The sequence below is a fragment of the Pseudomonas synxantha BG33R genome (assembly GCF_000263715.2).
GTDB classification, from domain to species: domain Bacteria; phylum Pseudomonadota; class Gammaproteobacteria; order Pseudomonadales; family Pseudomonadaceae; genus Aquipseudomonas; species Aquipseudomonas synxantha_A.
Genome location: NZ_CM001514.1, coordinates 5,917,418 through 5,942,241 on the forward strand (window position 1 = coordinate 5,917,418; position 24,824 = coordinate 5,942,241).

At 60.5% G+C, this 24,824-nt stretch carries 21 protein-coding genes; 13 read left to right on the forward strand and 8 right to left on the reverse strand.

The window, feature by feature from the left end; genetic code table 11:
• Nucleotides 1-234 precede the first annotated feature (234 nt).
• From PSEBG33_RS01695 to PSEBG33_RS01680, 4 genes are read left to right on the forward strand one after another with little or no spacing between them, the layout of a single operon-like run.
• Nucleotides 235-1,590, forward strand: a complete 1,356-nt coding sequence (locus tag PSEBG33_RS01695) for a M16 family metallopeptidase (protein WP_005792289.1) — start codon at nt 235-237, stop codon at nt 1,588-1,590.
• A complete protein-coding gene (locus PSEBG33_RS01690; protein WP_005792290.1) occupies nt 1,583-3,073 on the forward strand; it encodes a M16 family metallopeptidase in 1,491 nt (496 codons plus the stop codon). The genes PSEBG33_RS01695 and PSEBG33_RS01690 overlap by 8 nt, the downstream gene beginning before the upstream one ends.
• Nucleotides 3,073-3,690: a 16S rRNA (guanine(966)-N(2))-methyltransferase RsmD gene (rsmD, locus tag PSEBG33_RS01685; protein ID WP_005792291.1), complete on the forward strand. Its 618-nt coding sequence runs from the start codon at nt 3,073-3,075 to the stop codon at nt 3,688-3,690. Before PSEBG33_RS01690 ends, rsmD begins: the two co-directional genes overlap by 1 nt.
• A gap of 51 nt (nt 3,691-3,741) precedes the next feature.
• A complete protein-coding gene (locus tag PSEBG33_RS01680) occupies nt 3,742-4,737 on the forward strand; it encodes a hydrolase (protein WP_005792292.1) in 996 nt (331 codons plus the stop codon).
• Nucleotides 4,738-4,767: 30 nt separating this feature from the next.
• Here the strand turns inward: PSEBG33_RS01680 and PSEBG33_RS01675 are convergent, their stop codons facing one another.
• Both PSEBG33_RS01675 and PSEBG33_RS01670 read right to left on the reverse strand, forming a co-directional pair.
• Nucleotides 4,768-5,622 (reverse strand): sulfurtransferase, encoded by an 855-nt coding sequence (locus tag PSEBG33_RS01675; RefSeq protein WP_005792293.1) that lies wholly within the window; start codon nt 5,620-5,622, stop codon nt 4,768-4,770.
• A 33-nt stretch (nt 5,623-5,655) separates the two neighbouring features.
• Nucleotides 5,656-6,327 carry a TetR/AcrR family transcriptional regulator gene (locus PSEBG33_RS01670; RefSeq protein WP_005792294.1) on the reverse strand — a complete coding sequence of 224 codons (672 nt, stop codon included), beginning with the start codon at nt 6,325-6,327 and terminating at the stop codon, nt 5,656-5,658.
• Between the two features lie 146 nt (nt 6,328-6,473).
• Between PSEBG33_RS01670 and PSEBG33_RS01665 the strand changes: the two genes are divergently transcribed.
• From PSEBG33_RS01665 to PSEBG33_RS01645, 5 genes are all read left to right on the forward strand, one after another.
• Nucleotides 6,474-7,901 (forward strand): coniferyl aldehyde dehydrogenase, encoded by a 1,428-nt coding sequence (locus tag PSEBG33_RS01665; protein WP_005792295.1) that lies wholly within the window; start codon nt 6,474-6,476, stop codon nt 7,899-7,901.
• A 29-nt stretch (nt 7,902-7,930) separates the two neighbouring features.
• Nucleotides 7,931-8,476, forward strand: a complete 546-nt coding sequence (locus PSEBG33_RS01660) for a hypothetical protein (RefSeq protein WP_005792296.1) — start codon at nt 7,931-7,933, stop codon at nt 8,474-8,476.
• A 37-nt stretch (nt 8,477-8,513) separates the two neighbouring features.
• The gene (locus PSEBG33_RS01655) at nt 8,514-10,109 is read left to right on the forward strand and encodes a GMC family oxidoreductase (protein WP_005792297.1); all 1,596 of its coding nucleotides are present in this window, start codon (nt 8,514-8,516) and stop codon (nt 10,107-10,109) included.
• 103 nt (nt 10,110-10,212) lie between these two features.
• The gene (gene coaD / locus PSEBG33_RS01650; protein ID WP_003195136.1) at nt 10,213-10,692 is read left to right on the forward strand and encodes a pantetheine-phosphate adenylyltransferase; all 480 of its coding nucleotides are present in this window, start codon (nt 10,213-10,215) and stop codon (nt 10,690-10,692) included.
• A 102-nt stretch (nt 10,693-10,794) separates the two neighbouring features.
• Nucleotides 10,795-11,046, forward strand: a complete 252-nt coding sequence (locus tag PSEBG33_RS01645) for a YfhL family 4Fe-4S dicluster ferredoxin (protein WP_003195146.1) — start codon at nt 10,795-10,797, stop codon at nt 11,044-11,046.
• Nucleotides 11,047-11,169: 123 nt separating this feature from the next.
• On the opposite strand, the gene mutM is transcribed toward PSEBG33_RS01645, so the two are convergent.
• Entirely contained in the window at nt 11,170-11,982 is an 813-nt protein-coding gene (gene mutM, locus PSEBG33_RS01640; protein WP_005792299.1) for a bifunctional DNA-formamidopyrimidine glycosylase/DNA-(apurinic or apyrimidinic site) lyase, read from the reverse strand.
• A gap of 21 nt (nt 11,983-12,003) precedes the next feature.
• The gene (locus tag PSEBG33_RS01635) at nt 12,004-12,816 is read right to left on the reverse strand and encodes an HDOD domain-containing protein (protein ID WP_194440714.1); all 813 of its coding nucleotides are present in this window, start codon (nt 12,814-12,816) and stop codon (nt 12,004-12,006) included.
• Nucleotides 12,817-13,093: 277 nt separating this feature from the next.
• Between PSEBG33_RS01635 and PSEBG33_RS01630 the strand changes: the two genes are divergently transcribed.
• From PSEBG33_RS01630 to ilvD, 3 genes are all read left to right on the forward strand, one after another.
• Nucleotides 13,094-14,290, forward strand: a complete 1,197-nt coding sequence (locus PSEBG33_RS01630) for a class I SAM-dependent rRNA methyltransferase (RefSeq protein ID WP_005792302.1) — start codon at nt 13,094-13,096, stop codon at nt 14,288-14,290.
• A gap of 142 nt (nt 14,291-14,432) precedes the next feature.
• Nucleotides 14,433-15,623, forward strand: a complete 1,191-nt coding sequence (locus PSEBG33_RS01625) for an MFS transporter (RefSeq protein ID WP_005792303.1) — start codon at nt 14,433-14,435, stop codon at nt 15,621-15,623.
• A 238-nt stretch (nt 15,624-15,861) separates the two neighbouring features.
• On the forward strand, nt 15,862-17,703 hold the full coding sequence (gene ilvD, locus PSEBG33_RS01620) for a dihydroxy-acid dehydratase (protein ID WP_005792304.1): 1,842 nt from the start codon (nt 15,862-15,864) through the stop codon (nt 17,701-17,703).
• 126 nt (nt 17,704-17,829) lie between these two features.
• Here the strand turns inward: ilvD and PSEBG33_RS01615 are convergent, their stop codons facing one another.
• The 4 genes from PSEBG33_RS01615 to PSEBG33_RS01600 all read right to left on the reverse strand — a co-directional run bounded on the left by PSEBG33_RS01615 (nt 17,830) and on the right by PSEBG33_RS01600 (nt 23,111).
• On the reverse strand, nt 17,830-20,277 hold the full coding sequence (locus PSEBG33_RS01615; RefSeq protein WP_005792305.1) for a TonB-dependent siderophore receptor: 2,448 nt from the start codon (nt 20,275-20,277) through the stop codon (nt 17,830-17,832).
• A gap of 130 nt (nt 20,278-20,407) precedes the next feature.
• Nucleotides 20,408-21,364: a FecR family protein gene (locus tag PSEBG33_RS01610; RefSeq protein ID WP_005792306.1), complete on the reverse strand. Its 957-nt coding sequence runs from the start codon at nt 21,362-21,364 to the stop codon at nt 20,408-20,410.
• Complete coding sequence (locus PSEBG33_RS01605; protein ID WP_005792307.1) at nt 21,361-21,894, reverse strand: RNA polymerase sigma factor; 534 nt, start codon at nt 21,892-21,894, stop codon at nt 21,361-21,363. Before PSEBG33_RS01605 ends, PSEBG33_RS01610 begins: the two co-directional genes overlap by 4 nt.
• A gap of 155 nt (nt 21,895-22,049) precedes the next feature.
• Nucleotides 22,050-23,111: a hypothetical protein gene (locus tag PSEBG33_RS01600; RefSeq protein ID WP_005792308.1), complete on the reverse strand. Its 1,062-nt coding sequence runs from the start codon at nt 23,109-23,111 to the stop codon at nt 22,050-22,052.
• A gap of 242 nt (nt 23,112-23,353) precedes the next feature.
• Between PSEBG33_RS01600 and PSEBG33_RS01595 the strand changes: the two genes are divergently transcribed.
• Nucleotides 23,354-24,745 (forward strand): L-cystine transporter, encoded by a 1,392-nt coding sequence (locus tag PSEBG33_RS01595; RefSeq protein ID WP_005792309.1) that lies wholly within the window; start codon nt 23,354-23,356, stop codon nt 24,743-24,745.
• The last annotated feature ends 79 nt before the right edge of the window (nt 24,746-24,824 follow it).

The window sequence follows — 24,824 nt, forward strand, 5'->3', positions numbered from 1 at the left end:
GTAAGGCGTAAATAAGTGCCTTGGCAAATCGTTTCAATATGGGACTGAAGCGATAAAATCGGCGAAACGTGGAAGATTGTCGGGGAAAAACGCCAACTACTCCAACTTTCCTACGACTGAACCCAGGACTAGATGACGACCGCAGTGGCCGTCCCTAAATCGGATCAGTATCCTAGCACCTCCTCGCCCGCCGACGCTAAGACCAAGCGGGCAGCCCAACAGGTTAAAAAACGAATGAATGCTCTAGCCCGCCGCGCCGCAGGCCTGCTGCTCAGCACAGTTTGTCTGCCCCTTTCAGCCTTCGCTGCCGACCCACAACCCACCCATGAATTTACTCTGGATAACGGCCTTAAAGTGGTCGTGCGCGAAGACCATCGCGCGCCAGTGGTGGTTTCCCAGGTCTGGTACAAGGTTGGTTCAAGCTACGAAACCCCAGGCCAGACCGGTTTGTCCCACGCCCTTGAACACATGATGTTCAAAGGCAGCGCCAAGGTCGGCCCCGGCGAAGCCTCGCTGATCCTGCGTGACCTGGGCGCCGAAGAAAACGCGTTCACCAGCGATGACTACACCGCGTATTACCAGGTGCTGGCCCGCGACCGCCTGGGCGTGGCCTTTGAGCTGGAAGCCGACCGCATGGCCAGCCTGCGCCTGCCGGCCGACGAGTTCAGCCGCGAAATCGAGGTAATCAAGGAAGAACGCCGCCTGCGCACCGACGACAACCCGATGTCCAAGGCCTATGAGCGCTTCAAGGCCATGGCCTTCCCGGCCAGCGGCTACCACACGCCGACCATTGGCTGGATGGCTGACCTTGAGCGCATGAAGGTCGAGGAGCTGCGCCACTGGTACCAATCCTGGTATGTGCCCAACAACGCTACCCTGGTAGTGGTCGGCGATGTGACCCCGGACGAGGTGAAAAGCCTGGCCCAGCGGTACTTCGGCCCGATCCCCAAGCGTGATGTGCCACCGGCGAAGATCCCACTGGAGCTGGCCGAACCCGGCGAGCGCCTGCTGACCCTGCGGGTGCAGACCCAACTGCCAAGCGTGTTCCTGGGCTTCAACGTACCGGGCCTGGCCACCGCCGAAGACAAACGCTCGGTGCAAGCCTTGCGCCTGATCTCGGCCCTGTTGGACGGCGGCTACAGTGCACGTATCTCCGAGCAACTGGAACGTGGTGAGGAGCTGGTATCCGCCGCGTCCACCAACTACGACGCCTATACCCGTGGCGATACGTTGTTCATGCTCTCGGCCACGCCCAACCAGCAGAAACAAAAGACCGTCGCCCAAGCCGAAGCCGGCCTGTGGCGCCTGCTTGATGAGTTGAAAGCCAAGCCGCCGACCGCTGAAGAACTGGAGCGCATCCGTGCTCAGGTCATCGCCGGCCTGGTGTACCAGCGCGACTCCATCACCAGCCAGGCCACTGCCATCGGCTCCCTGGAAACCGTCGGCCTGTCCTGGAAGCTGATGGACACCGAACTGGCCGACCTGCAAAGCGTGACGCCAGAAGATATCCAGAAAGCTGCGCGCACCTATTTCACCCGCGAACGTCTGAGCGTCGCCCATGTTTTGCCTGAGGAGACCGCTCATGAGTGATCGTAAAAGCAGCCGCCTGATCCTGCCCAGCCTGATCGCAGTCACCCTGATTGCGGCCAGTGCCGTGTATTTCCTGCGCCCGAGCGAGTCGGTCGCCAGCCAGGCTCTGGAAAAGGCCCAATCGGCCAGCACCCTGCAGTCGCTGGCGGAACTGGACGGCAAGGCGCCAACCAACCGCAAGCTCGATGTGCAAACCTGGACCACCGCCGAAGGCGCCAAGGTACTGTTTGTCGAAGCCCATGAACTGCCGATGTTCGACATGCGCATCCTGTTCGCCGCCGGCAGCAGCCAGGATGGCGACACACCGGGCCTGGCGCTGATGACCAACGCCATGCTCAACGAAGGCGTGCCGGGCAAGGATGTCAGCCAGATCGCCAGTGGCTTTGAGGGCCTCGGCGCCGACTTCGGCAATGGTGCCTACCGCGACATGGCGCTGGTCACCCTGCGCAGCCTGAGCGACAGCGATAAACGCACCGCAGCCCTGGCACTGTTCGACCAGGTTATTGGCCAACCGACGTTCCCGGCAGACTCCCTGGCGCGGATCAAGAACCAGATCCTGGCCGGCTTCGAGTATCAGAAGCAGAACCCCGCCAAGCTGGCGAGCATCGAACTGTTCAAGCGCCTGTACGGCGATCACCCTTACGCGCACCCGAGCGAAGGCACCCCCGAGAGTGTGCCGAAGATCACCCTGGCGCAGTTGAAGGCATTCCACGCCAAAGCCTACGCGGCGGGTAATGCTGTGATTGCGGTGGTCGGCGACCTGACTCGCGCCGAGGCCGAGGCCATGACGGCCAAAGTGTCGGCCTCACTGCCCAAGGGCCCGGCCATGGCCAAGATCGCTCAACCGACCGAGCCAAAAGCCGGCCTGAGCCGTATCGAGTTTCCCTCCAAGCAAACCCACCTGCTGTTTGCGCAATTGGGCATCGACCGCGCCGATCCGGACTACGCAGCTCTGTCCCTGGGCAACCAGATCCTCGGCGGCGGTGGCTTCGGTACCCGCTTGATGAGCGAAGTGCGCGAGAAACGCGGCCTGACCTACGGCGTGTACTCCGGTTTCTCGCCGATGCAGGTGCGCGGCCCGTTCATGATCAACCTGCAGACCCGCGCCGAAATGAGCGGCGGCACCCTGCGCCTGGTTGAGGATGTACTGGCTGACTACCTCAAGAACGGCCCCACGCAAAAAGAACTGGACGACGCCAAGCGCGAACTGGCCGGCAGCTTCCCGCTGTCCACCGCCAGCAACGCCGATATCGTCGGGCAGCTGGGCGCCATGGGTTTTTACAACCTGCCGCTGAGCTATCTGGAAGATTTCATGAAACAATCCCAGGCCCTGACCGTAGAGCAGGTCAAGGCTGCAATGAACAAACACTTGAGCGCCGACAAGATGGTCATCGTGACCGCCGGCCCGACGATTGCGCAAAAGCCACTACCGCCCCCCACTGATAAACCTGCCGAGCAGCCGCTCGGGGTTCCGGAGCATTAATGGCCAGTTCATCTCGCCCGAAAAAACCTGTCCACAACGTGCATAACGGTGTGGGCCAACTGCGCATCATTGGCGGTGAATGGGGCAGCCGCAAGCTGAGCTTCCCCGACGTCGTAGGCCTGCGCCCGACGCCGGATCGCGTGCGTGAAACCCTGTTCAACTGGCTGGCGCCATACATCGGCGGGGCCAAGGTGCTGGACCCGTTCGCCGGCAGTGGCGCGCTGTTCCTGGAGGCGCTGTCCCGTGGCGCAGCCCAGGGCCAGGCGTTGGATGCCAGCAATGTGGCGGTGTCCAGCCTCAAGGAACACCTGGGCACGCTGCGTTGCACCACCGGCCAGGTACAGACGGCTGACGCGCTGCGCTACCTGGAAACCCAGGCGGTGACTGAATACGACGTGGTGTTCCTCGACCCGCCGTTCAACCAGAACCTGCTGCCGACTGTGTGTGCTTTGCTCGAAGAGCGCCAGTGGCTGGCACCGGATGCCTGGATCTACACTGAAAGCGAGACCGCGCCGTCAACGCTCGGCCTGCCGGGCAGTTGGCGCCTGCATCGGGAGCAAAAGTCCGGGCGGGTGTATTACGCGTTGTGGCACCGCTTGGTCGAAAACGCCGCTTAACCTGTGGCAGGGGAGCTTGCCACGGCGAGCTCACTGGCTACCGAGAGTTTCATGACCCCCTCTTCCGATTTGTTCAAACCCGCCTTCGGCCTCGGCAACCCGCACCTGCAAACACTGTGGGGGCCGCTGTGGCGCCCGGCGACCCATATCGAACGCCAACGCGAACGTCTATGGCTTGAAGACGGCGACTTCCTCGACCTCGACTGGCATGGTCCCCATGACCTGCACGCACCGTTGGTACTGGTGCTGCATGGGCTGACCGGTTCGTCCAATTCGCCCTATGTGGCCGGCCTGCAACAAGCCCTCGCCGGCCAAGGTTGGGCCAGCGTTGCGCTGAACTGGCGCGGCTGCTCGGGCGAGCCCAACCTTCTGGCGCGCAGTTATCACTCCGGGGCCAGCGAAGACCTGGCCGCGGCGATTGCCCATCTGCGCGCCAAACGGCCACTGGCACCGCTGTATGCCGTGGGGTATTCCCTGGGCGGCAATGTGTTGCTCAAGCACTTGGGCGAAACCGGCGTGACTTCGGGGCTGCAAGGCGCGGCGGCGGTCTCGGTGCCGTTCCGCCTGGACCAATGCGCTGATCGCATCGGGCTGGGGTTTTCGCGGATCTACCAGAAGCACTTCATGCGCGAGATGCTGGCGTACATTCGCGTAAAGCAACGCCAGTTTTTGCAAGATGGACGTGAGGAAGGTCTGAAAACCCTGGAGGCACTGGGCTCCCTGGAGAAGATGCGCACGTTCTGGGACTTCGATGGGCGAGTGACTGCGCCGTTGCATGGCTTCTTGAGTGCTGAGGATTACTATCGCCGCGCCTCCAGCCGCTACTACCTGGGCGATATCCGCACACCAACACTGATCATCCAGGCCGCCGATGATCCGTTTGTGTTTGCTCATAGCCTGCCGGAAGCGAGTGAGCTGTCGGAGTGCACCGAGTTTGAATTGCTGACAAAGGGTGGGCATGTGGGCTTTGTGGAGGGTTCACTGAAACGTCCCGGCTATTACTTGGAACGCCGCATCCCACAGTGGTTACTGACACAACGCAGTTAAAAATGTGGGAGGGTTTACAGGGCCAATTGCTCAGTCGCCTGTTGCAATTTCCCGCGCCGGATCCGTAATCCACTCACTCCACGACCCCGCATACAACTTGCCCAACGGATACCCCGCCAACGCCAGCGCAAACAGGTTATGGCACGCCGTCACCCCCGAACCGCAATACGCCACCAACTCCTGCGGCGGGCGCCCCTGCAATTGCGCGGCATAGCGTTGCTTGAGTTGCTCGGCCGGCAAGAAACGACCATCACTGCCCAGGTTTTCAGTGAATGCCGCGCACTGCGCGCCAGGGATGTGCCCGGCAATCGGATCGATGGGCTCTACTTCGCCACGAAAACGCGCCTGGGCGCGGGCGTCGATCAAGGTCAGGCCGGGCTGACCCAGACGTTTTTGCAAATGCTCGGCATCCAGCACCAGTCGATTATCCGGCGCACCAGTGAAGGTGCCCGGCTCGGTCAGCGGCGCATCCAGACTCAAGGGGAAACCGGCGCTGTGCCAGGCCTTGAGGCCACCATCGAGAATAAACACCCCATCACGCTTACCCAGCCAGGCCAGCAGCCACCAGGCACGGGCGGCATAGGCACCGGGGCCGTCGTCATACAGCACCACATCGGTGTCGGCGCTGATGCCCCAAGCTCGCAGCTGTTTGGCGAAGGTGTCCGCCGCAGGCAAAGGATGGCGGCCGGTCAAGCCCTTGGTCACCGGGCCACTCAGATGGCGCTCCAGGTCGGCGTATTGCGCGCCCTCGATATGCCCTTCGGCGTAGCTGCACAGGCCGTAATCCGGGTCTTCCAGGGCAAAGCGGCAATCCAGGATCACCAGCCCTGCCGACTTCTGGCGCTCGGCCAATTGCTGGGGGCTGATCAGTTGGGCAAGCGGCATGACTGACTCCTGTGAATACAAAGGGGAAAGGTCTTACTTCACTTCTTCCAGTGCCTGGTTCAGGGGCACGTAAAATTCCTTGAACAACGCATCCACCGCTTCTTTGGCCTGGGGCGTGACAAACCCCGCCTCCAACACCAGCACCTGGTACACCCCGCGCTTGATCGCCTCGGCGCTCAGGTGGGTGGACTTTTCGTTGGTGGTGCACAGGAACCGCACCCAGGAAGTCAGGATGATCCAGGCATTCAGGGTCAGGGCTTCGGTTTGCACCGGGTCCATATTCAGAATGCCGGCATCGACAAACCCCTGGTAAATGGCACCGCCCTGGATCAGGCAACGCTGGGAAAACCGCCGATAGCCCGTGGCCAGTTCCGGATCGCTCTCCAGCAGATGTTCGAGGTCGCGGTGCAGGAAACGATAGCGCCACATGCCCGCCAGTACGGCTTGCAGATAAAAGCGCTTGTCCTCCACCACCATCGTGCGCCCCTGGGGCGGGCGCAGGAAACTGTCCACCAGGGCTTCATATTCGCGAAACAGCACGGCGATGATCGCCTGCTTGTTGGGGAAGTGGTAGTACAGGTTGCCCGGAGAAATCTCCATATGGGCGGCGATATGGTTGGTGCTGACACTGCGCTCGCCCTGCTGGTTAAAAAGCTCCAGGCTGGTTTGCACAATGCGCTCGCTGGTCTTTACTCGTGGTGCCATGGGGGATCAGCTTCCAAACACGGGATGGGGCATCTTACGGCCTATGCTGGCCAGGTTAAATCTGGATGTTACTGCAATGTTATTTGACAATTTAGAGCAATGACTCTAAAAATCCAGGCAGACCTATAACAATCGGGAACTGCGCCATGTCTGCCAACGTTGCCTACCTGCAAGATGCCCAGGCCTTGGACCACCTCCAGAAGCTGTTCGAAGCCCAGCGTCGCGCCTACGCCGCCAACCCGATGCCACCAGCTGCGCAACGCCAACAATGGCTCAAGGCCCTGCGCGATGTGCTCAGCAACGAACGCCAGGCGCTGATCACTGCGATCAGCCAGGACTTCAGCCATCGCAGCGCAGACGAAACCCTGTTCGCCGAATTGATGCCCAGCCTGCATGGCATTCACTATGCCAGCAAACACCTCAAGGGCTGGATGAAACCCTCCCGCCGCGCTGTAGGCATTGCCTTCCAGCCCGCCTCGGCAAAAGTCATTTATCAACCCTTGGGCGTCGTCGGCGTCATCGTGCCGTGGAACTACCCGTTGTATCTGGCTATCGGCCCGCTGGTCGGGGCTTTGGCCGCCGGCAACCGGGTGATGCTCAAGCTCAGCGAGTCCACACCGGCCACCGGCGAACTGCTCAAGGCGCTGCTGGCCAGGATCTTCCCCGAGGACCTGGTGTGCGTGGTGCTGGGCGAAGCCGAAGTGGGCATGGCGTTTTCCAAATTGCGCTTCGATCACCTGCTGTTTACCGGCGCCACCAGCATTGGCAAACACGTGATGCGTGCGGCGGCCGAAAACCTCACGCCGGTCACCCTGGAACTGGGCGGCAAGTCACCAGCCATCGTCTCGGCCGATGTACCGCTCAAGGACGCCGCCGAGCGCATCGCCTTCGGCAAAGCCCTGAATGCCGGGCAAACCTGTGTGGCGCCAGACTATGTGTTGGTACCGGAGGACCGCGTCGCAGGGTTTGTCGAGGCGTATTCCAAGGCCGTACGTGGGTTTTATCCGACCCTGGCCGACAACCCTGACTACACCGCCATCATCAACGAGCGGCAACTGGCCCGGCTCAATGCCTACGCCAAGGATGCCACCGACAAGGGCGCCACCCTGGTCCCACTGTACGAGCAAGGCCAGGCTCGACGTATGGCCCACAGCCTGCTGCTGAATGTCAGCGACGACATGACCGTCATGCAGGACGAGATTTTCGGCCCGCTCTTGCCCATCGTGCCGTATCGCGGCCTTGACCAAGCCTTTGCCTACATCAACCAGCGCCCACGCCCACTGGCCCTGTATTACTTCGGCTACAACAAGAGCGAGCAGGAGCGTGTGCTCCATGAGACCCATTCCGGCGGCGTATGCCTGAACGACACCTTGCTGCACGTAGCCCAGGACGACATGCCATTTGGTGGCATCGGCCCGTCGGGCATGGGCCATTACCACGGCCATGAAGGCTTCCTGACATTCAGCAAGGCCAAGGGCGTGCTGGTTAAACAGCGCCTGAACGCGGCGAAGTTGATCTACCCCCCTTACGGCAAATCGATTCAGAAATTGATCCAGAAGTTGTTTATCCGCTGATAACCACCCCCTTCAGGACGATAAAAACAATGAACCCCAGCCTGAACGATTCACCCGCACTGTCTCGGCGCGGGGTCTTGAAAATCGGCTTGTGCGCCAGCGCTTTCCTCGCCACGGCCGGGCTTGGTGCCAGCCTCAGCGGTTGCTCCAGCAGTACGCCGGCCAGCGGCTTCGCGATGTTGCGCGCCAGTGATTTGCCGTTCTTGCGCGCAGTGATCCCAGTGCTGCTGGAGGGTGCGGCCAGCGCCGAGACAGTGGTCGCAGGCATTGAAGACACCCTGAAAAAACTCGACTACAGCCTGCAAAACTTGTCGCCGGAGATGTTCAAGCTCACCCAGCAGTTATTCGACGTGCTGGGCATGGGCATCACCCGCGGCCCGCTGACCGGTATCTGGGGCAGTTGGGAAAATGCCAGCAGCGAGCAGATCCGCAACTTCCTGCACCGCTGGGAAAACAGCTACCTGAACCTGCTGCGCATGGGCCAGGGCTCGCTGCTCAAGTTGGTGATCATGGCCTGGTATTTCCGGCCCGCCTCCTGGGCCCATTGCGGTTATCCCGGCCCGCCGAAGATCTGATTCGCATCCCTCACAATAAAAACCAGAGACGACCCTGATGCCCGTACCCGATCTGTTCCGCGATGGCCTGGCCCGTGGCTGGAAAACCCACAATGGCGCCGCCCTCGACAACGACCTGACCCTGGAAGCCGATGTGGCCATCATCGGCAGCGGTGCCGGTGGTGGCACCACCGCCGAGATTCTCAGCGCCGCTGGCTACAAGGTGTTGCTGATCGAAGAGGGCCCACTCAAGACCAGCAGTGACTTCAAGCTGCTCGAAGACGAAGCCTACGCCAGCCTCTACCAGGAAGGCATCGGCCGCATGAGCAAGGACGGCGCCATCACCATCCTGCAAGGTCGGGCGGTGGGCGGCACCACCTTGATCAACTGGACCTCCAGCTTTCGTACACCCGACGCCACCCTCGCCCACTGGGCCAGCGAATACGCGGTGAAGGGCCACAGCAGCGCCGAGATGGCGCCCTGGTTCGAAAAAATGGAACAACGCCTGGGCATCGCACCCTGGGCGCTTCCACCGAATGCCAACAACGATGTGATCCGCAAAGGCTGCGAAAAGCTTGGCTACAGCTGGCATGTGATCCCGCGCAATGTGCGCGGCTGCTTCAACCTGGGTTATTGCGGCATGGGTTGCCCGGTGAACGCCAAACAATCGATGCTGGTGACGACCATCCCCTCCACCCTGGAGAAAGGCGGCGAACTGCTGTACCTCGCCCGCGCCGAGCAGCTCAAATACAGCGGCGACACCATCAGCAGCCTGGAATGCGTGGCCATGGACGAGCGCTGCGTGGCGCCGACCGGGCGCAAGATCAGCGTAAAAGCCAGGCATTACGTGCTGTCGGGCGGCGGTATCAATAGCCCGGCCCTGCTGATGCGCTCGGACGCGCCCGACCCGCATTCGCGGCTGGGCAAGCGGACCTTCTTGCACCTGGTCAACTTCTCGGCGGGGCTGTTCGACGAAGTGATCAACCCGTTCTACGGTGCGCCGCAGTCGATTTACTCCGACCATTTCCAATGGCAGGACGGCACTACCGGCAAAATGTCCTACAAGCTCGAAGCGCCACCCTTACACCCAGGATTGGCCAGCACCTTGTTTGGCGGCTACGGCAAACAGAACGCGTTGGACATGAGCCAACTGCCTCACACCCACGCCATGCTCGCCCTGCTGCGCGACGGCTTTCACCCCGACAGCCCGGGCGGCAGCGTGGATTTACGCGGCGATGGCACACCCGTGCTTGATTATCAGGTTTCGCCCTACGCCTGGGACGGCCTGCGCCGGGCCTTCCACAGCATGGCCGAGATTCAGTTCGCGGCAGGGGCCAAATCGGTCAAACCGTTGCATCACGACGCACGGTACGTGAACAGCCTGGCCGAAGCGCGCAGCATGATTGACGGTTTGAACCTGGAGTTGCACCGCACAACCCTTGGCAGTGCCCATGTGATGGGCGGCTGTGCCATGGGCGAAGATCCGAAGCATGCGGTAACCGACAGCCTCGGTCGCCACCACCAACTGCGTAACCTTTCGATTCATGACGGCTCGCTGTTTCCTACCAGCATCGGCGCAAATCCCCAGTTGTCGGTGTATGGATTGAGCGCCCAACTGGCGTCAGCCTTGGCCGAACGTCTGAAAACAGCGTGAAAAACCGTTCGATTCACGGCATTTATCTACGTAAGTCGACTTGGCCGACCGGGATGGCTGCGATACCATCCGGTTCCCCAACGGACTCCGCCAGGACGACGCGATGAACCGAGTGTTGTACCCAGGTACCTTCGACCCGATTACCAAAGGCCATGGCGACCTGGTCGAACGCGCCTCTCGCCTGTTCGACCATGTGATCATCGCGGTCGCAGCCAGCCCCAAGAAAAACCCGCTGTTTCCCCTGGAACAACGTGTGGAGCTGGCGCAAGAGGTCACCAAGCACCTGCCGAATGTGGAAGTGGTGGGTTTTTCCACCCTGCTGGCACATTTCGCCAAGGAGCAGAACGCCAATGTGTTCTTGCGTGGCTTGCGGGCGGTGTCGGATTTCGAATACGAATTCCAGCTGGCCAACATGAACCGCCAACTGGCGCCGGACGTGGAAAGCCTGTTCCTCACGCCGTCGGAGCGTTATTCGTTCATTTCCTCGACGTTAGTTCGTGAAATTGCTGCTTTGGGCGGAGATATCACCAAGTTCGTGCATCCTGCCGTGGCTGACGCACTGACATTGCGCTTCAAGAAGTAAGACCGCTCAATCGGTGCCTGCTCGCACTGCGGGCGCCAATGCGGCACAATTGCGCGCATTAGTTTTCAGATGCCTTGGCAGAGTGCCCTGGCAGGAGTTTCCATGTCCCTGATCATCACCGACGATTGCATCAACTGCGACGTCTGCGAACCCGAGTGCCCGAACGCCGCCATTTCCCAAGGCGAAGAGATCTACGTGATCGACCCCAACCTGTGCACCCAGTGCGTCGGCCACTACGACGAACCGCAGTGCCAGCAGGTTTGCCCGGTTGATTGCATTCCGCTGGATGAAGCGCACCCAGAGACTGAAGAGCAGTTGATGGAGAAGTACCGCAAGATTACCGGTAAGGCCTAAGCCTTTTCATTGCCCGTAAAGGCCTGATCGCAGGCAAGCCAGCTCCCACACTTGGATATGTGAATACATTCAAATGTGGGAGCTGGCTTGCCTGCGATAGCGATCTCAGCCCTCACCCAGCAATCAGCTCTGGCACTTGGGGCAAAACACACTCGCCCGCTGCCCCAGCACCACATTGCGCAACTCGCTCCCGCAGACCTTGCACGCCTCGCCGCCACGGCCATACACGAACAGTTCCTGCTGGAAATACCCCGGCTGCCCATCACCGCCGATAAAGTCGCGCAGCGTGGTGCCGCCCCGCTCGATAGCGGCGGCCAGCACCCGCTTGATCTCAATCGCCAATTTCAAATAGCGCCCGCGTGAAATACCACCAGCGGCGCGACGCGGATCAATCCCCGCCGCAAACAACGCCTCTGTCGCATAGATATTGCCCACGCCCACCACCACCGCGTTGTCCATGATGAACGGCTTCACCGCCATGGACTTGCCGCGTGACAGCTGGAACAAACGCTCGCCATCAAACAGCTCGGTCAACGGCTCCGGGCCCAGACGCAGCAGCAGTTCGTGGTTGTGCGGATCCTGGCTCCAGAGCATCGCGCCGAAACGCCGAGGGTCGGTGTAGCGCAGGGCCATCCCCGACTCCAACTCGATATCCACATGTTCATGCTTGGCCGCGGGCATACCGACCTCAACCAGACGCAGGTTGCCCGACATACCCAAGTGACTGATCAAGGTGCCCACTTCAGCATTGATCAACAGGTACTTGGCCCGCCGCTCCACCAGCACGATGCGCTGGCCAGACAGGCGCACATCCAGGTCTTCCGGGATCGGCCAGCGCAGGCGCCGCTCACGCACCACCACGCGGCTGACGCGTTGGCCTTCCAGGTGCGGGGCAATGCCGCGTCGGGTGGTTTCGACTTCAGGTAACTCGGGCATGTGTACCTCTTGAATGACGGTTCAGTGCGCGCCCAGTTCGCGGATCGACAACTTCAGGCTTTCGAAGTCGTAATCCGACAGGCCCACGTAATCCAGCACCAGGTGCCCGATTGCATTCCACTCATGGTCCACCGCCTGGTTCCCCAGTACGCGAAACGACGAACAGATATGCTCGGCCATCTTCAAGATAGCCAGCAGGTTCTTGAGCTGCGGGTTGCGCGACGACTCATCGCTGAAAATCGCCAGGGCGTTGTGGTGATTGGCGATGGCGTCGGTGACATGCTCCGGCAGGCGCCAGGACTTGGCGGTGTAGTAGCCGACCACTGCGTGGTTGGTGTGGAACGCGTTGTTTTCGGTATCGACCACGCGGCAATCCGGGCCGGCGTTGGCGTAAGCCTGTTCCAGCACAGACATGTAGTTGGGAAAACGCTTGAGCATCAACGGTACGCCGCAATCGTGGAACAGGCCCAAGGCATAGGCTTCGTCGACGGTTTGCGAGCCGGTGCGCTTGGCCAGCGTGAGGCAGGTCATCGCCACATCCTGGGCGGTGTCCCAGAAACGGTTGAGGGTAACGATGGTGTCGTCGCTCATCTCGCCCTTGATCGACTGCGCGTTGATCAAGTTGATGATCGAGCGGCTGCCCAACAGGTTTACCGCACGCTGGATCGATGCAATTTTGTTGCTCAGGCCGTAATACGGCGAATTGACGATCTTCAGCAGCGCACCAGACAAGCCCGGGTCCTGGGAGATCAACCGTGCGATCACTTCCAGGTCCGGGTCGGGCATGTACTGCTCCATCTGCAAATCCACCATGATTTGCGGTTGGGGCGGCACGCTGATGCCTTGCAGGGCCTGTTGAATCTGCTCGGCGGAAAGCTCTTGGGACATAAATACACACTCTGGACTAGGCGCGAATTCTACCCCTTATGCAGCCGTGACCGACACCCAAAAACCCAAGTGAAACCCGATCGAATGTGGGAGCTGGCTTGCCTGCGATAGCATCACCACCGTACGTCTGATACACCGCACCGCCCGCATCGCAGGCGAGCCAGCTCCCACATGAAAGAGTGCGCAAAGGGTATACTCCCGCTCTTTTTTCCGGAGCGACGTCATGTCCCTGCCAAGCCTGCGTCTCAAAGCCAACGCCGATCGTCGTTTGCGCAACGGCCACCTGTGGGTCTACAGCAATGAAATCGACGTGGCCGCCACCCCACTTCACGGCTTCCAGGCAGGCGACCAGGCTATCCTGGAAGCAGCCGGCGGCAAGACCCTGGGCATCGTGGCCATGAGCCCGAACAACCTGATCTGCGCCCGCCTGCTGTCGCGCGACATCAAGTTGCCGCTGGACAAGTCACTGCTGGTGCACCGCCTCAACGTCGCGCTGTCCCTGCGTGATCGCCTGTTCGACAAGCCGTTCTACCGCCTGGTCTACGGTGATTCCGACCTGCTGCCGGGCCTGGTGGTCGACCGTTTCGGCGACATCCTGGTGGTGCAGATCGCTTCGGCGACCATGGAAGCGCATAAAGAAGACGTGATCGCGGCCCTCACCCAGGTGCTCAAGCCCAGCGGCATTCTGTTCAAGAACGACTCCGCCGCACGCGACGCCGAGGGCCTCAACCGCTACGTCGAAACGGTTTTCGGCCTGGTGCCGGAGTGGGTGGCGCTGGAAGAGAACGGCGTGAAATTCGAAGCCCCGGTGATCCAGGGCCAGAAAACCGGCTGGTTCTACGACCACCGCATGAACCGCGCCCGCCTGGCCCCGTATGCCAAAGGCAAGCGCGTGCTCGACCTGTACAGCTACATCGGCGGCTGGGGCGTGCAAGCTGCAGCCTTTGGCGCCAGTGAAGTGTTCTGCGTCGACGCTTCGGCCTTCGCCCTCGACGGCGTAGAGCGCAACGCCGCGCTGAACGGCTTTGCCGAGAAGATGACCTGCATCGAAGGCGACGTGTTCGAGGCCCTCAAGGAACTGAAAGCCAGCGAAGAACGCTTCGACGTGATCGTCGCCGACCCGCCGGCTTTCATCAAACGCAAAAAAGACATGAAAAACGGCGAAGGCGCCTACCGCCGCCTCAACGAGCAAGCCATGCGCCTGCTCAGCAAGGACGGAATCCTGGTCAGCGCTTCGTGCTCGATGCACCTGCCGGAAGACGATCTGCAAAACATCCTGCTGACCAGCGCCCGTCACCTGGACCGCAATATCCAGATGCTCGAACGCGGCGGCCAGGGCCCGGACCACCCGGTGCATCCGGCGATTGTCGAGACTCGGTATATCAAGAGCATTACTTGTCGCTTGCTGCCTAATAGCTGACAGCGGGATGCTCCCCGTAGGAACAGTCAACGACTGATCCTACGGGCCTTTCAGATGTTTCCCACTGCCACTTCCATTGACTTCCCTTGCCGCCAAACCGACTCTCTTCCCCCCAGCAAGGAAGGATAGAGCGGTCCGGTTGATGCCTATTAGTACAGCCACATCGAACAAGTCATATTTCATCGTACTGTTGATGACCATGACCCTGCTCGCCGTCTTCCCCCTCGACGTAGTCCTGCCGTCCTTTCCCGCCCTCTCCAATCACTTTGGCCACACGCCTTCAGAAATCGCCCAGTCCGTCAGCATTTTTGCCATTGGCCTGGCCGTCTCGTTGCTGCTGATAGGCCCGTTGTCTGACATGTTCGGCCGCAAAAAACTGCTGCTGGCAGGTATTGCCTTATCGGCGCTGGGTGCAGCCGGTTGTTTGCTGGCCCCGGATTTCAATTGGTTTATCGGCTTTCGCGTGGTTCAGGCCGTAGGGTGCGGGGCGTTTGCCCTGTCGCAGGCGCTTATCCAGGACTTGTTTACAGGACGGGAGCTGCAACGGATTCGAATCTGGATGACCACCGCCGGCGGAGTGTTCATCTCAAGCTCGCCACTGATGGGCACCTGGCTGCAAATTTATGGCGGATGGCAGGCGAGTTTTTACGTGTTTATCGTGTTAGCCACAGTGGTGTGGCTCTGGTCCGCACGCCTGCTGCACGACTCGCGCAGCAGCCATCGCCCTTCACCGCTACAGTTCTTCAACGGCTATTGGCTGCTGTTTTCCGACCTCCGTTTCGTCAGCTATTGGTTGATTTCCGCCCTGGCCTTTGCCTGCCATTTCTCGTTTATCGTGATGTCGCCCCTGATCTTCATGGAGCGCTTGAACCTGTCGACGTATCAATTCGCCTGGGCATTGCTGCTATATGGCGCGGCCTACGTCTGCGGCGGAGTGATTGCCAGTATCCTGCATCGCAAAATGGACGCCGACCGGCAAATCAACACTGGCCTGTTGCTGATCACTGTTTCAGGTCTGGTCATGCTCTGGCTGGCCTGGCAGTTCGGCCTGTCGGCCGCCACGGTGCTGATCCCGATGTTGATCTGCACAGCCGGCACCACCATCTGTCGACCCATTGCCAACTCCAAGGCCATGAGCCTCTACCCGCAACTGGCTGGCACGGCGACCTCTGCCGGTAGCTTGCTGATTTTCATGTGCGGCGGCCTGATCAGCCTGGTGATCAACCTGGCCACCGCCAACCTGACCACCGCGCTAGCCCTGTGCTTTCTAATCCTGAGTGCCGCCGGGCTCGCCCTGAATGCGCTGATCAAGCAGCGCCCACATGTCCTGTAGCGGCTATCTTCAAGGTTACGGCCATTCCCTCCAGCCGCCAGCGGTGTAGAATCGGCCCTATTCATCGCCAGTCATCCCCCGGCGGGTTTATGAGCTCGAGGCCCAAGCAAGCGGCGATCCCGCGATGCGAGTGGCAACTTCCGGACACACGGCCATTTTTCGGGTGTTCCAGTCGTCAATTAGAAGCTCACTCCCCTTTGCACCTGATTAATAAGTGATTAGCCGCCCGGAGTGCTCCATGCCAGATTACCGCTCGAAAACATCCACCCACGGCCGCAACATGGCCGGCGCCCGCGCACTGTGGCGTGCCACGGGGATGAAGGATGACGACTTCAAGAAGCCGATCATCGCGATTGCCAACTCCTTTACCCAGTTCGTACCGGGCCACGTCCACCTCAAGGACCTGGGCCAACTGGTCGCCCGCGAGATCGAACGCGCCGGCGGTGTAGCGAAAGAATTCAACACCATCGCCGTGGACGACGGCATCGCCATGGGCCATGACGGCATGCTGTATTCCCTGCCGAGCCGCGAGATCATCGCCGACTCCGTGGAGTACATGGTCAACGCCCACTGCGCCGACGCCATCGTGTGCATCTCCAACTGCGACAAGATCACCCCCGGCATGTTGATGGCTGCCTTGCGCCTGAACATTCCGGTGATCTTCGTCTCCGGCGGCCCGATGGAAGCCGGCAAGACCAAGCTCGCCTCCCACGGCCTCGACCTGGTTGACGCCATGGTGATCGCCGCCGATTCCAGCGCTTCTGACGAGAAGGTCGCGGAATACGAGCGCAGCGCTTGCCCGACCTGCGGTTCGTGCTCCGGCATGTTCACCGCCAACTCGATGAACTGCCTGGTCGAAGCCTTAGGTCTCGCCTTGCCGGGTAACGGTTCCACACTGGCCACCCACAGCGACCGCGAGCAACTGTTCCTGCAGGCCGGCCGCACCATCGTCGAGCTGTGCAAACGCTATTACACCGAGAACGATGAGTCGGTGCTGCCGCGCAACATCGCCAACTTCAAGGCGTTCGAGAACGCCATGACCCTGGACATCGCCATGGGCGGTTCCACCAATACCATCCTGCATTTGCTGGCCGCCGCCCAGGAAGCCGAGATCGACTTCGACCTGCGCGATATCGACCGCCTGTCCCGCCACGTGCCGCAACTGTGCAAGGTCGCGCCGAACATCCAGAAGTACCACATGGAAGACGTGCACCGCGCCGGCGGGATCTTCTCGATCCTCGGCTCCCTGGCCCGGGGCGGCCTGCTGCACACCGACCTGCCGACCGTGCACAGCAAGTCCATCGCCGAAGGCATCGCCAAATGGGACATCACCCAGACTGACGACGAAGCCGTGCACACCTTCTTCAAGGCTGGCCCGGCCGGTATCCCGACCCAGACCGCGTTCAGCCAGTCGACCCGTTGGGACACCCTGGACGCCGACCGCGAAAACGGCTGCATCCGTAGTGTCGAGCACGCCTACTCGCAAGAAGGTGGCCTGGCCGTGCTGTACGGCAACATCGCTCTCGATGGCTGCGTGGTGAAAACCGCCGGAGTGGATGAGTCCATCCACGTCTTCGAAGGCCGCGCCAAGATCTACGAAAGCCAGGACAGCTCGGTACGCGGCATCCTCGCTGACGAAGTCAAGGAAGGCGACATCGTGATCATCCGCTACGAAGGCCCCAAAGGCGGCCCGGGTATGCAGGAGATGCTCTACCCCACGTCCTACCTGAAATCCAAAGGTCTGGGCAAAGCCTGCGCGCTGCTGACCGACGGGCGTTTCTCCGGCGGGACTTCGGGCCTGTCCATCGGCCACGCTTCCCCGGAAGCCGCTGCCGGTGGCGCGATTGGCCTGGTGCAGGATGGCGACAAGGTGCTGATCGACATTCCGAACCGCTCGATCAACCTGTTGATCAGCGATGAAGAACTGGCGGCACGCCGGGTTGAGCAAGACAAAAAGGGTTGGAAGCCGGTAGAAAAACGCCCGCGAAAAGTCACTACCGCGTTGAAGGCTTACGCATTGTTGGCCACCAGTGCCGACAAAGGTGCTGTACGTAACAAGGCAATGCTCGACGGCCTGTAAGCCCCGCGCATCAAAATGCCCCGCCAGGTGCGGGGCATTTTGATGCCTGGAGATAGCCCCAAGCACAATGATGATCAAAATGTGGGAGGGGGCTTACTCCCTCCCACAGAAGTGATGCGTCAGGCTTTAGAACTGTGGGGTGTAGGTCATGCTGAACATCACGTTACGCGGGTCGCCATAGTAGTTACTGCCCCACGTCGCGTTATACGCAGGGATGTAGTACTTCTTGTCGAACATATTGTTCAGGTTCGCCGCCACGGTGAATTCCTGGTTGATCTTGTAGGCCACCCGCGAATCCCACAGTGCATTGCCGGGTACGCTGAAGTTGCGGTCGTAGGCTTCGGTGCTGCTTTGTGCGGTTACGCCGGCACCGACACTGAACTGCTGCCAATCGCCCGGCAACTGGTAGTCACCCCAGACCTTGAGCAGGTGCTTGGGTGTCCAGGTGCTGAAGATCTTGCCTTCGTAAGTGTCGTCTTTGAGGAATTTGGTGGTGTTGTAGGTGTAGCTGGAGACCAGTTGCAAACCCGGCAGCACTTCGCCGCTCAAAGTGGCTTCGAAGCCTTGGCTGCGAACCTTGCCCGAGGCGAGCGAGCAGTACCAGCCGCCGCAGACTTTGCCGCCTTGCAGGTCTTGTGCCGCACGGTTTTCCTGGTCATAACGGAAGATGGCGAACGAGGTATTCAGACGACCGTCCGCCAGTTCACCCTTCAGGCCCAGTTCGTAGTTCTGGCCTTCGATGGGCTTGAGCACGGTCAAAGACGTGGTCAGGTTGGTCTGGGGTTCGAACGCGTCAGCGTAGCTGGCGTAGGCCGACCATTGGTCATTGAGGGCGTAGACCAGGCCGGCGTACGGGGTAACGTGACCATTGCTCTGCGTGGTGCTGCGGGTTGGGTCGCCATACACACCCCGGGAACCGCTCTCGTCGGTGTAGCCATAGTCATACCAACTGGTACGTGCACCGAGAATCAAGGTCAGTGGGTCCACAACCTTGACGCGCCAAGTGCCATAAACCCCTTTCTGGCGAATGTCATACCAACTTTTCGTAGCATTTCCCGCCTGGAAAAGCTGGTTTTTGTCGCGCTGTGGACGGTTGTGATCGATGTTGAAAATGTCCGCGCCGGCCGTCGCTGCTCGCGCCCACTGGTCGTTGGTGGTGAGTTTGGAATAGTTGGCGCCCAGCACCATCTCCTGTTGCAAGCCCAAACCTTCAAACTTGCCGTTCACATACACATCCACCCCACGGCTCTTGGTATTGAAGTCGGTGACCCAGTCCACATAACGCACATTGCCGGCGGTGCCGGGGTTGGGAATCTCATCCCAGGTCGCCTGGTAGGTCGCGTCGTTGTGTTCATCCATGGCCACGAGGGCAGCTTTCACCTTCCAGTCATCGTTGAAGCGATGCTCGATATCGGCAAACACCTGGGTCTGGTTATTGACGTTGCGGTTCCAGCTGGCGCCGACAAAAGTCGAGCGCGGCAGGCCGATATCGCTGCCATTGGCGTAACGGGGCAGTGACATGAAGTTGGGGCGCGAGTGGCCTTTCTGGTTGCTGACCCCCACACCGACGGTGGTGTCTGGCGTGAAGTCGTAGTCCACGGCGGCATACACCGTCTGATTCCAGCCACCGGCATAGTCAACGAACGAGTCCGTCGTGTCGTAATCCGCCACAAACCGGCCGCGCAGGGTGCCTTCGGCATTGAGCGGGCCACCGGCATCGACCTGGGTGCCGTAGTGGTCCCAGGAGCCGGCTTTTGCGGTGATCGTCACGGTCGGGTCCTGCTGGCCACGCTTGCGCACCAGGTTCATGGTGCCGCCCGGGCTGTTGGCGCCTTGCAGCAAGGCGGCCGGGCCGCGCAGGGTTTCTACACGGTCATAGATGGCCATGTTTTCAGTGAGGTAGCTGCCCAACGCATAGGTGTTACGCGGGATGCCCACGCCATCGTATTGCAGGGTGCCGACCTCAAAGCCACGGGAGAAAATGAACATACCGGGCCCAGGGGATTTGGTCGCTGTCAGGCCGGGGGTGCGCTTGACCACTTCGGACAGCTTGGTGGTGTTCTGGTCATCCATCTGCTTGCGTGTCATGACGCTGACCGATTGCGGGATGTCCTTGAGCTTCTGTTCGCCTTTGCCAAGGGTCACCGCGCCCGTGGTGTAAGAGCCGCTACCCTCGGTGGTGGCGCCCAGGCGTTCGGCGCTGATGGTGGTGGCGCCGACTTCGATGGCCGAACCGCTGGCCACGCGCTTTTCCAGGGTGACCGTATCGGCATTGATAAACGCCGCGCTCAATCCCGTGCCGCCAAGCAGTTGCGCGAGCGCTTCGCGCTGACCGAGATTGCCTTTCACACCTGGCGATATCACCCTCTGGGTCAACTCACCCGACACCAGCACCTGAACGCGCGTCACCGCCGAAAACGCCGCCAACGCGCCGTCCAGGCTCTGCCCCGGAATATCAAAACGGTACGTCTGGGCTTGCGTAGTCTCGGCGGCCTGCAAATACAGCGATGCAGTGCCACAAGCCATGGAAATGGCCAGTGCCAGCAAGGGCCGTGCGGCGAATCGGTGTGCCATGGATGGTGCTCCCCGGTGCAAAAGTCTGTGATCGGCGCCGCACTACTTGAGAGTGCTTACTATTTACGCCTCAGTGATCAAGGACGAACGCTTGCGGGGAAACCCTGAAAGTTTTTTCAAAAAAATGTGCTTACGACGCCTTGCCTTCACGCAACACCAGTAAATACGGGGTGTAGTGCTCAGCGCGCAGGTTGAGGGTGTATTCCAATGCCTTGATCACCGCGTCGGGTTTGTCGATTTCAAACACCCCCGACACCACTCGATTGCGCAGCGCATCCCCAAGTACCAGGGTTTTGCCTGGCCAGTAACGGTTCAACTCACTGACCACGTCCGACAGCGGTTGCTGACGAAACACCAACTGTCGCTGGCGCCAGGCAAACCCGCTGGCCGGGTCGAAACCGTGGACTTCAGCCAGGCGTTGGTCCTGGTACTCCACCGCCCGTCCCGGCTCCAGATACACCGGTGTGCCACTGCCGGAACTGACCTGCACCTTGCCCTGCGCCACCTGCACGAGGGTTTGCGCATCGCGTCGCGCCACACTGAACCGGGTGCCGACCACCTTCACCCAGCCGTCGCCGGACTGCACCACGAACGGTCGCGCCGGGTCCTTGGCCACCTCGAAGAAACCTTCGCCACGCAACAGCCGCACCTGGCGCTCGCCCGCACTCATGCGCACCTGTATGGCACTGTCGGTATTGAGCTGCAGGTGGGAGCCATCGGCCAGCTCGATGCTGCGTGACTCGCCGGTGCCGGTGGCATAGTCCGCACGCATGCGGTCAAGCCAAGGTGTGTTCTGCACAGTCAGGCCCACCGCCAGCAGCACGGCCGCGGCGCAGGCCCAGCGCGACCAGCGCCGTGCGGGCTTGCGCCAGGCAGCCTGTTCGGCGCGACGAACGACCCGCGCCGGTTCATGCAAGCCACCGAGCATCGCCTGCACTTCCTGCCAGGCGGCATCCTGGGCATCACCCTGCTCCAGCCAGATGGCAAAAGCCTGCAGTTCGCCAGGCGTGACATCCTCGGCCTGCAGGCGGAAATACCAGGCGGATGCTTCGCCGAACAGTTCGTCGGCTGTGGGGGTAGCGGTCATGACCGACGTCCTTGTTCATCGCAGGCAAGCCGCTTCTTGATAAAGCCACGGCATTCAATCAAGGCGCGACGCAATTGGTATTCCACACTGCGCGGGCTGATCGACAGGCGTTCGCCGATCTCGCGATAGGAGAGTTCGTCGACATGATAGAGCAGGAAGATCTGTCGAGTCGCTTCAGGCAACGCCAAAATCGCGTCCTGCATCAACTGTTGCTGTTGATAGGCAGCCAATTGCTCATCGATACCCGGGTTGCTGCACGGCAATTCTTCGCTGGGCTCGCCGGCATCCAGGCGTTCGCGGCGAATGGCCTGGCGCTGGTGATCGCGCACCAGGTTGCTGGCGATGGTGAAGAGGAACGCCGGGAGATTGTCGATTTTATCGCCACAGTCCATGCGAGCCAGGCGCAGGAATGACTCCTGAGTCAGGTCGGCGGCCACTTGGGCACTGCCGGTGCGGCGAGTGACGAAGGCTTCGAGGGCTTTCTTCTGCTCCGCGAACAGGCGCGCGATCTGCGAATTCCAGGAGAGCACGGCACTACCTTGAGAAGAACGTGGGGTTCAGGAGGTGTGCACGCTAGCAGAGGATGAGATTTAATCGCAATAGCGATTGGTTTCCAGCTAAAAGCTGCAAGCTACAAGAAAACGCAAATCCGCTTCTTCTTGCAGCTTGCACCTAACAACTGCCCTTATTGAATCTCCTCCGGCTTGACGATCACCCAATTCTTGTCCGCCGTCACCGGCAACCCTTCCTTGGCTTGAGCCGCCGCGTGCTTGGCGATCATGCCGTTAAGCTGGGTCATGTACTTGTCTTTACGGTTGATCCACAAATGGATGCCCCCCTTGGCCACGTCCACATCGTGGAACAGCATGTAACCGTCGCTGGTGGGTGTATCACCGCCGACGATCACCGGTTTTTTCCACTCGTCGATATAGGTGAGAATCGCCGCGTGCTTGCCGGCCATCCAGGTCGCCGGGGTCCACAGGTAGGGCGTCAGCTCCAGGCCGAGGTTGGCCTTCTCGTCATATTTACCCGCGGTGATCTGCTTGCGTGCGGTGGTCAACTCGCCGGTCTTGCGGTCCTTGAGCATCGTGGTCACGCCGATGACGTTCTCGGGCTTTACGTTGTAGCCGTACTTCGGATCGGCCGCGACCATGCGCACCAGTTCCTCGGACGCGGCGGTCATCACATACACCTCGATGCCGTTTTCCATCAGTTTGTTGTAGAGCTCGGCCTGGCCAGTGAAGACTTTCGGCGGCTGTATCTCGGTTTTTTTCACCACGTCGCCTTCAAAATAGCTGACGGGTACGGGCTTGCCGGAGGCCATCAGCTCGTCGACCTGCACCTTGAGTTCCTTGAGGGTGAAGCCGGAAAAAATCTGCGCAACCCAGGGGTAGCAGACCATGTCGTCGACTTCGCACAGGCGGTAGTAGTAGCTGAACAGACTTTCCTTATGGTCGGCGGTGTCTTTGAAGGGGATAAGCTTGAGCGATGGGTCCATGGTTTCGCGGGTGATCAGACCCTTGTTTTCCATGTACGGCAGCAGCGACTCTTCAAGGTCGTAGCGGTAGCTGGTGTTGTCCATGTCGAACACCGCATAGTTACCCTTGTTGGCGTTGGCGGCGATCATTTCGTTGAGTTGCTTGGCGGCCGGTGCCGGCCAGTGTTTCAACTCGGTGGCGGCAAACGCCTGGCTGGCGAGTCCGAGGCAAAAGGCTGCGGATAAGAGTAGTTTCGGCGCGAGCTTCATAGGCGTTGTCTCCCTCAAGTGAAAGACATCGACGCTAACAAATCCCTGTGACACTTATCACCCGAGCGCGACGGCTTTGGTTCTGATTCCGCCACGGCCATGCGCACTAGCGTCAGACGCTTATTCCAAAAACGACAGTCACCATTCCATATTGGTATTAAATCAATATATTTCAAGCTGTTAGGCTTCCCGGTTCGCAATCGCAGGCTCACGCGATTGGCTGCCTTCTCAACGGAGCTTCAATGAATCTGCCCCTGATTCTCAATTTATTGGTGTTCGTGGCCCTCTTGCTGGGCCTGGCACAAACCCGTCGGACTAACTGGAGCCTGGCCAAGAAGGTCCTGTTCGCCCTGGTCTTGGGCGTGCTGTTCGGTGCGGCTTTGCACACCATCTATGGCGACGGCAATCCAGTGCTCAAAGCCTCCATCGGCTGGTTTGATCTGGTCGGCAATGGCTATGTGCAGTTGCTGCAAATGATCGTGATCCCGCTGGTGTTCGCTTCGATCCTCAGTGCCGTGGCGCGCCTGCATAACGCCTCATCCCTGGGCAAGATCAGCTTCCTGACCATCGGCACGCTGTTGTTTACCACGGCCATTGCGGCGCTGATCGGCATCGGCCTGACCAACCTGTTCGGCCTCACCGCCGAGGGCCTGGTGGCCGGCACCCAGGAAATGGCGCGCCTGCAAGTGATCCAGAGTGATTACGCAGGCAAGGTCGCCGACCTGAATATCCCGCAGTTGCTGCTGTCGTTCGTGCCGGCCAACCCATTCGCCGACCTGGCCCGGGCCAAGCCGACGTCGATCATCAGCGTGGTGATTTTTGCCGCGTTCCTCGGGGTGGCCGCGCTGCAACTGCTCAAGGATGATGTGGAAAAGGGCCAGAAGGTCATCAACGCCATCGACACCCTGCAAGCCTGGGTGATGCGCCTGGTGCGCCTGGTGATGAAGCTGACCCCGTACGGCGTGTTGGCGCTGATGACCAAGGTGGTTGCCGGTTCCAACCTGCAAGACATCATCAAGCTGGGCAGTTTCGTGGTGGTGTCGTACTTGGCCCTGGGCCTGATGTTTGTGGTGCACGGCCTGCTGCTATCGTTGGCCGGGATCAACCCGCTGCGCTTTTTCCGCAAGGTGTGGCCGGTACTGACCTTTGCCTTCACCAGCCGCTCCAGCGCCGCCTCGATCCCCTTGAGTATTGAAGCGCAGACCCGCCGCCTGGGTATCCCCCAGTCGATCGCCGGTTTCGCCGCTTCGTTTGGCGCGACCATCGGCCAGAACGGTTGCGCTGGTCTTTACCCGGCGATGTTGGCGGTGATGGTCGCACCGACCGTAGGCATCAACCCGTTGGATCCGCTGTGGATCGCGACGCTGGTGGCGATTGTGACCTTGAGTTCGGCGGGCGTTGCCGGCGTAGGCGGCGGTGCGACCTTCGCCGCGCTGATCGTACTGCCGGCCATGGGCTTGCCAGTATCGCTGGTGGCGTTGCTGATTTCGGTGGAACCACTGATCGACATGGGCCGTACGGCGTTGAACGTCAATGGTTCGATGACGGCGGGGGCGATTACCAGCCAGATCATGGGGCAGACGGATAAAAAGCTGTTGAATGCCGATGAGCATGCCGAGTTAGCGCAGGTCTGATAGACCGCTATCGCAGGCAAGCCAGCTCCCACATTTGAATGTATTCACACATCAAAATGTGGGAGCTGGCTTGCCTGCG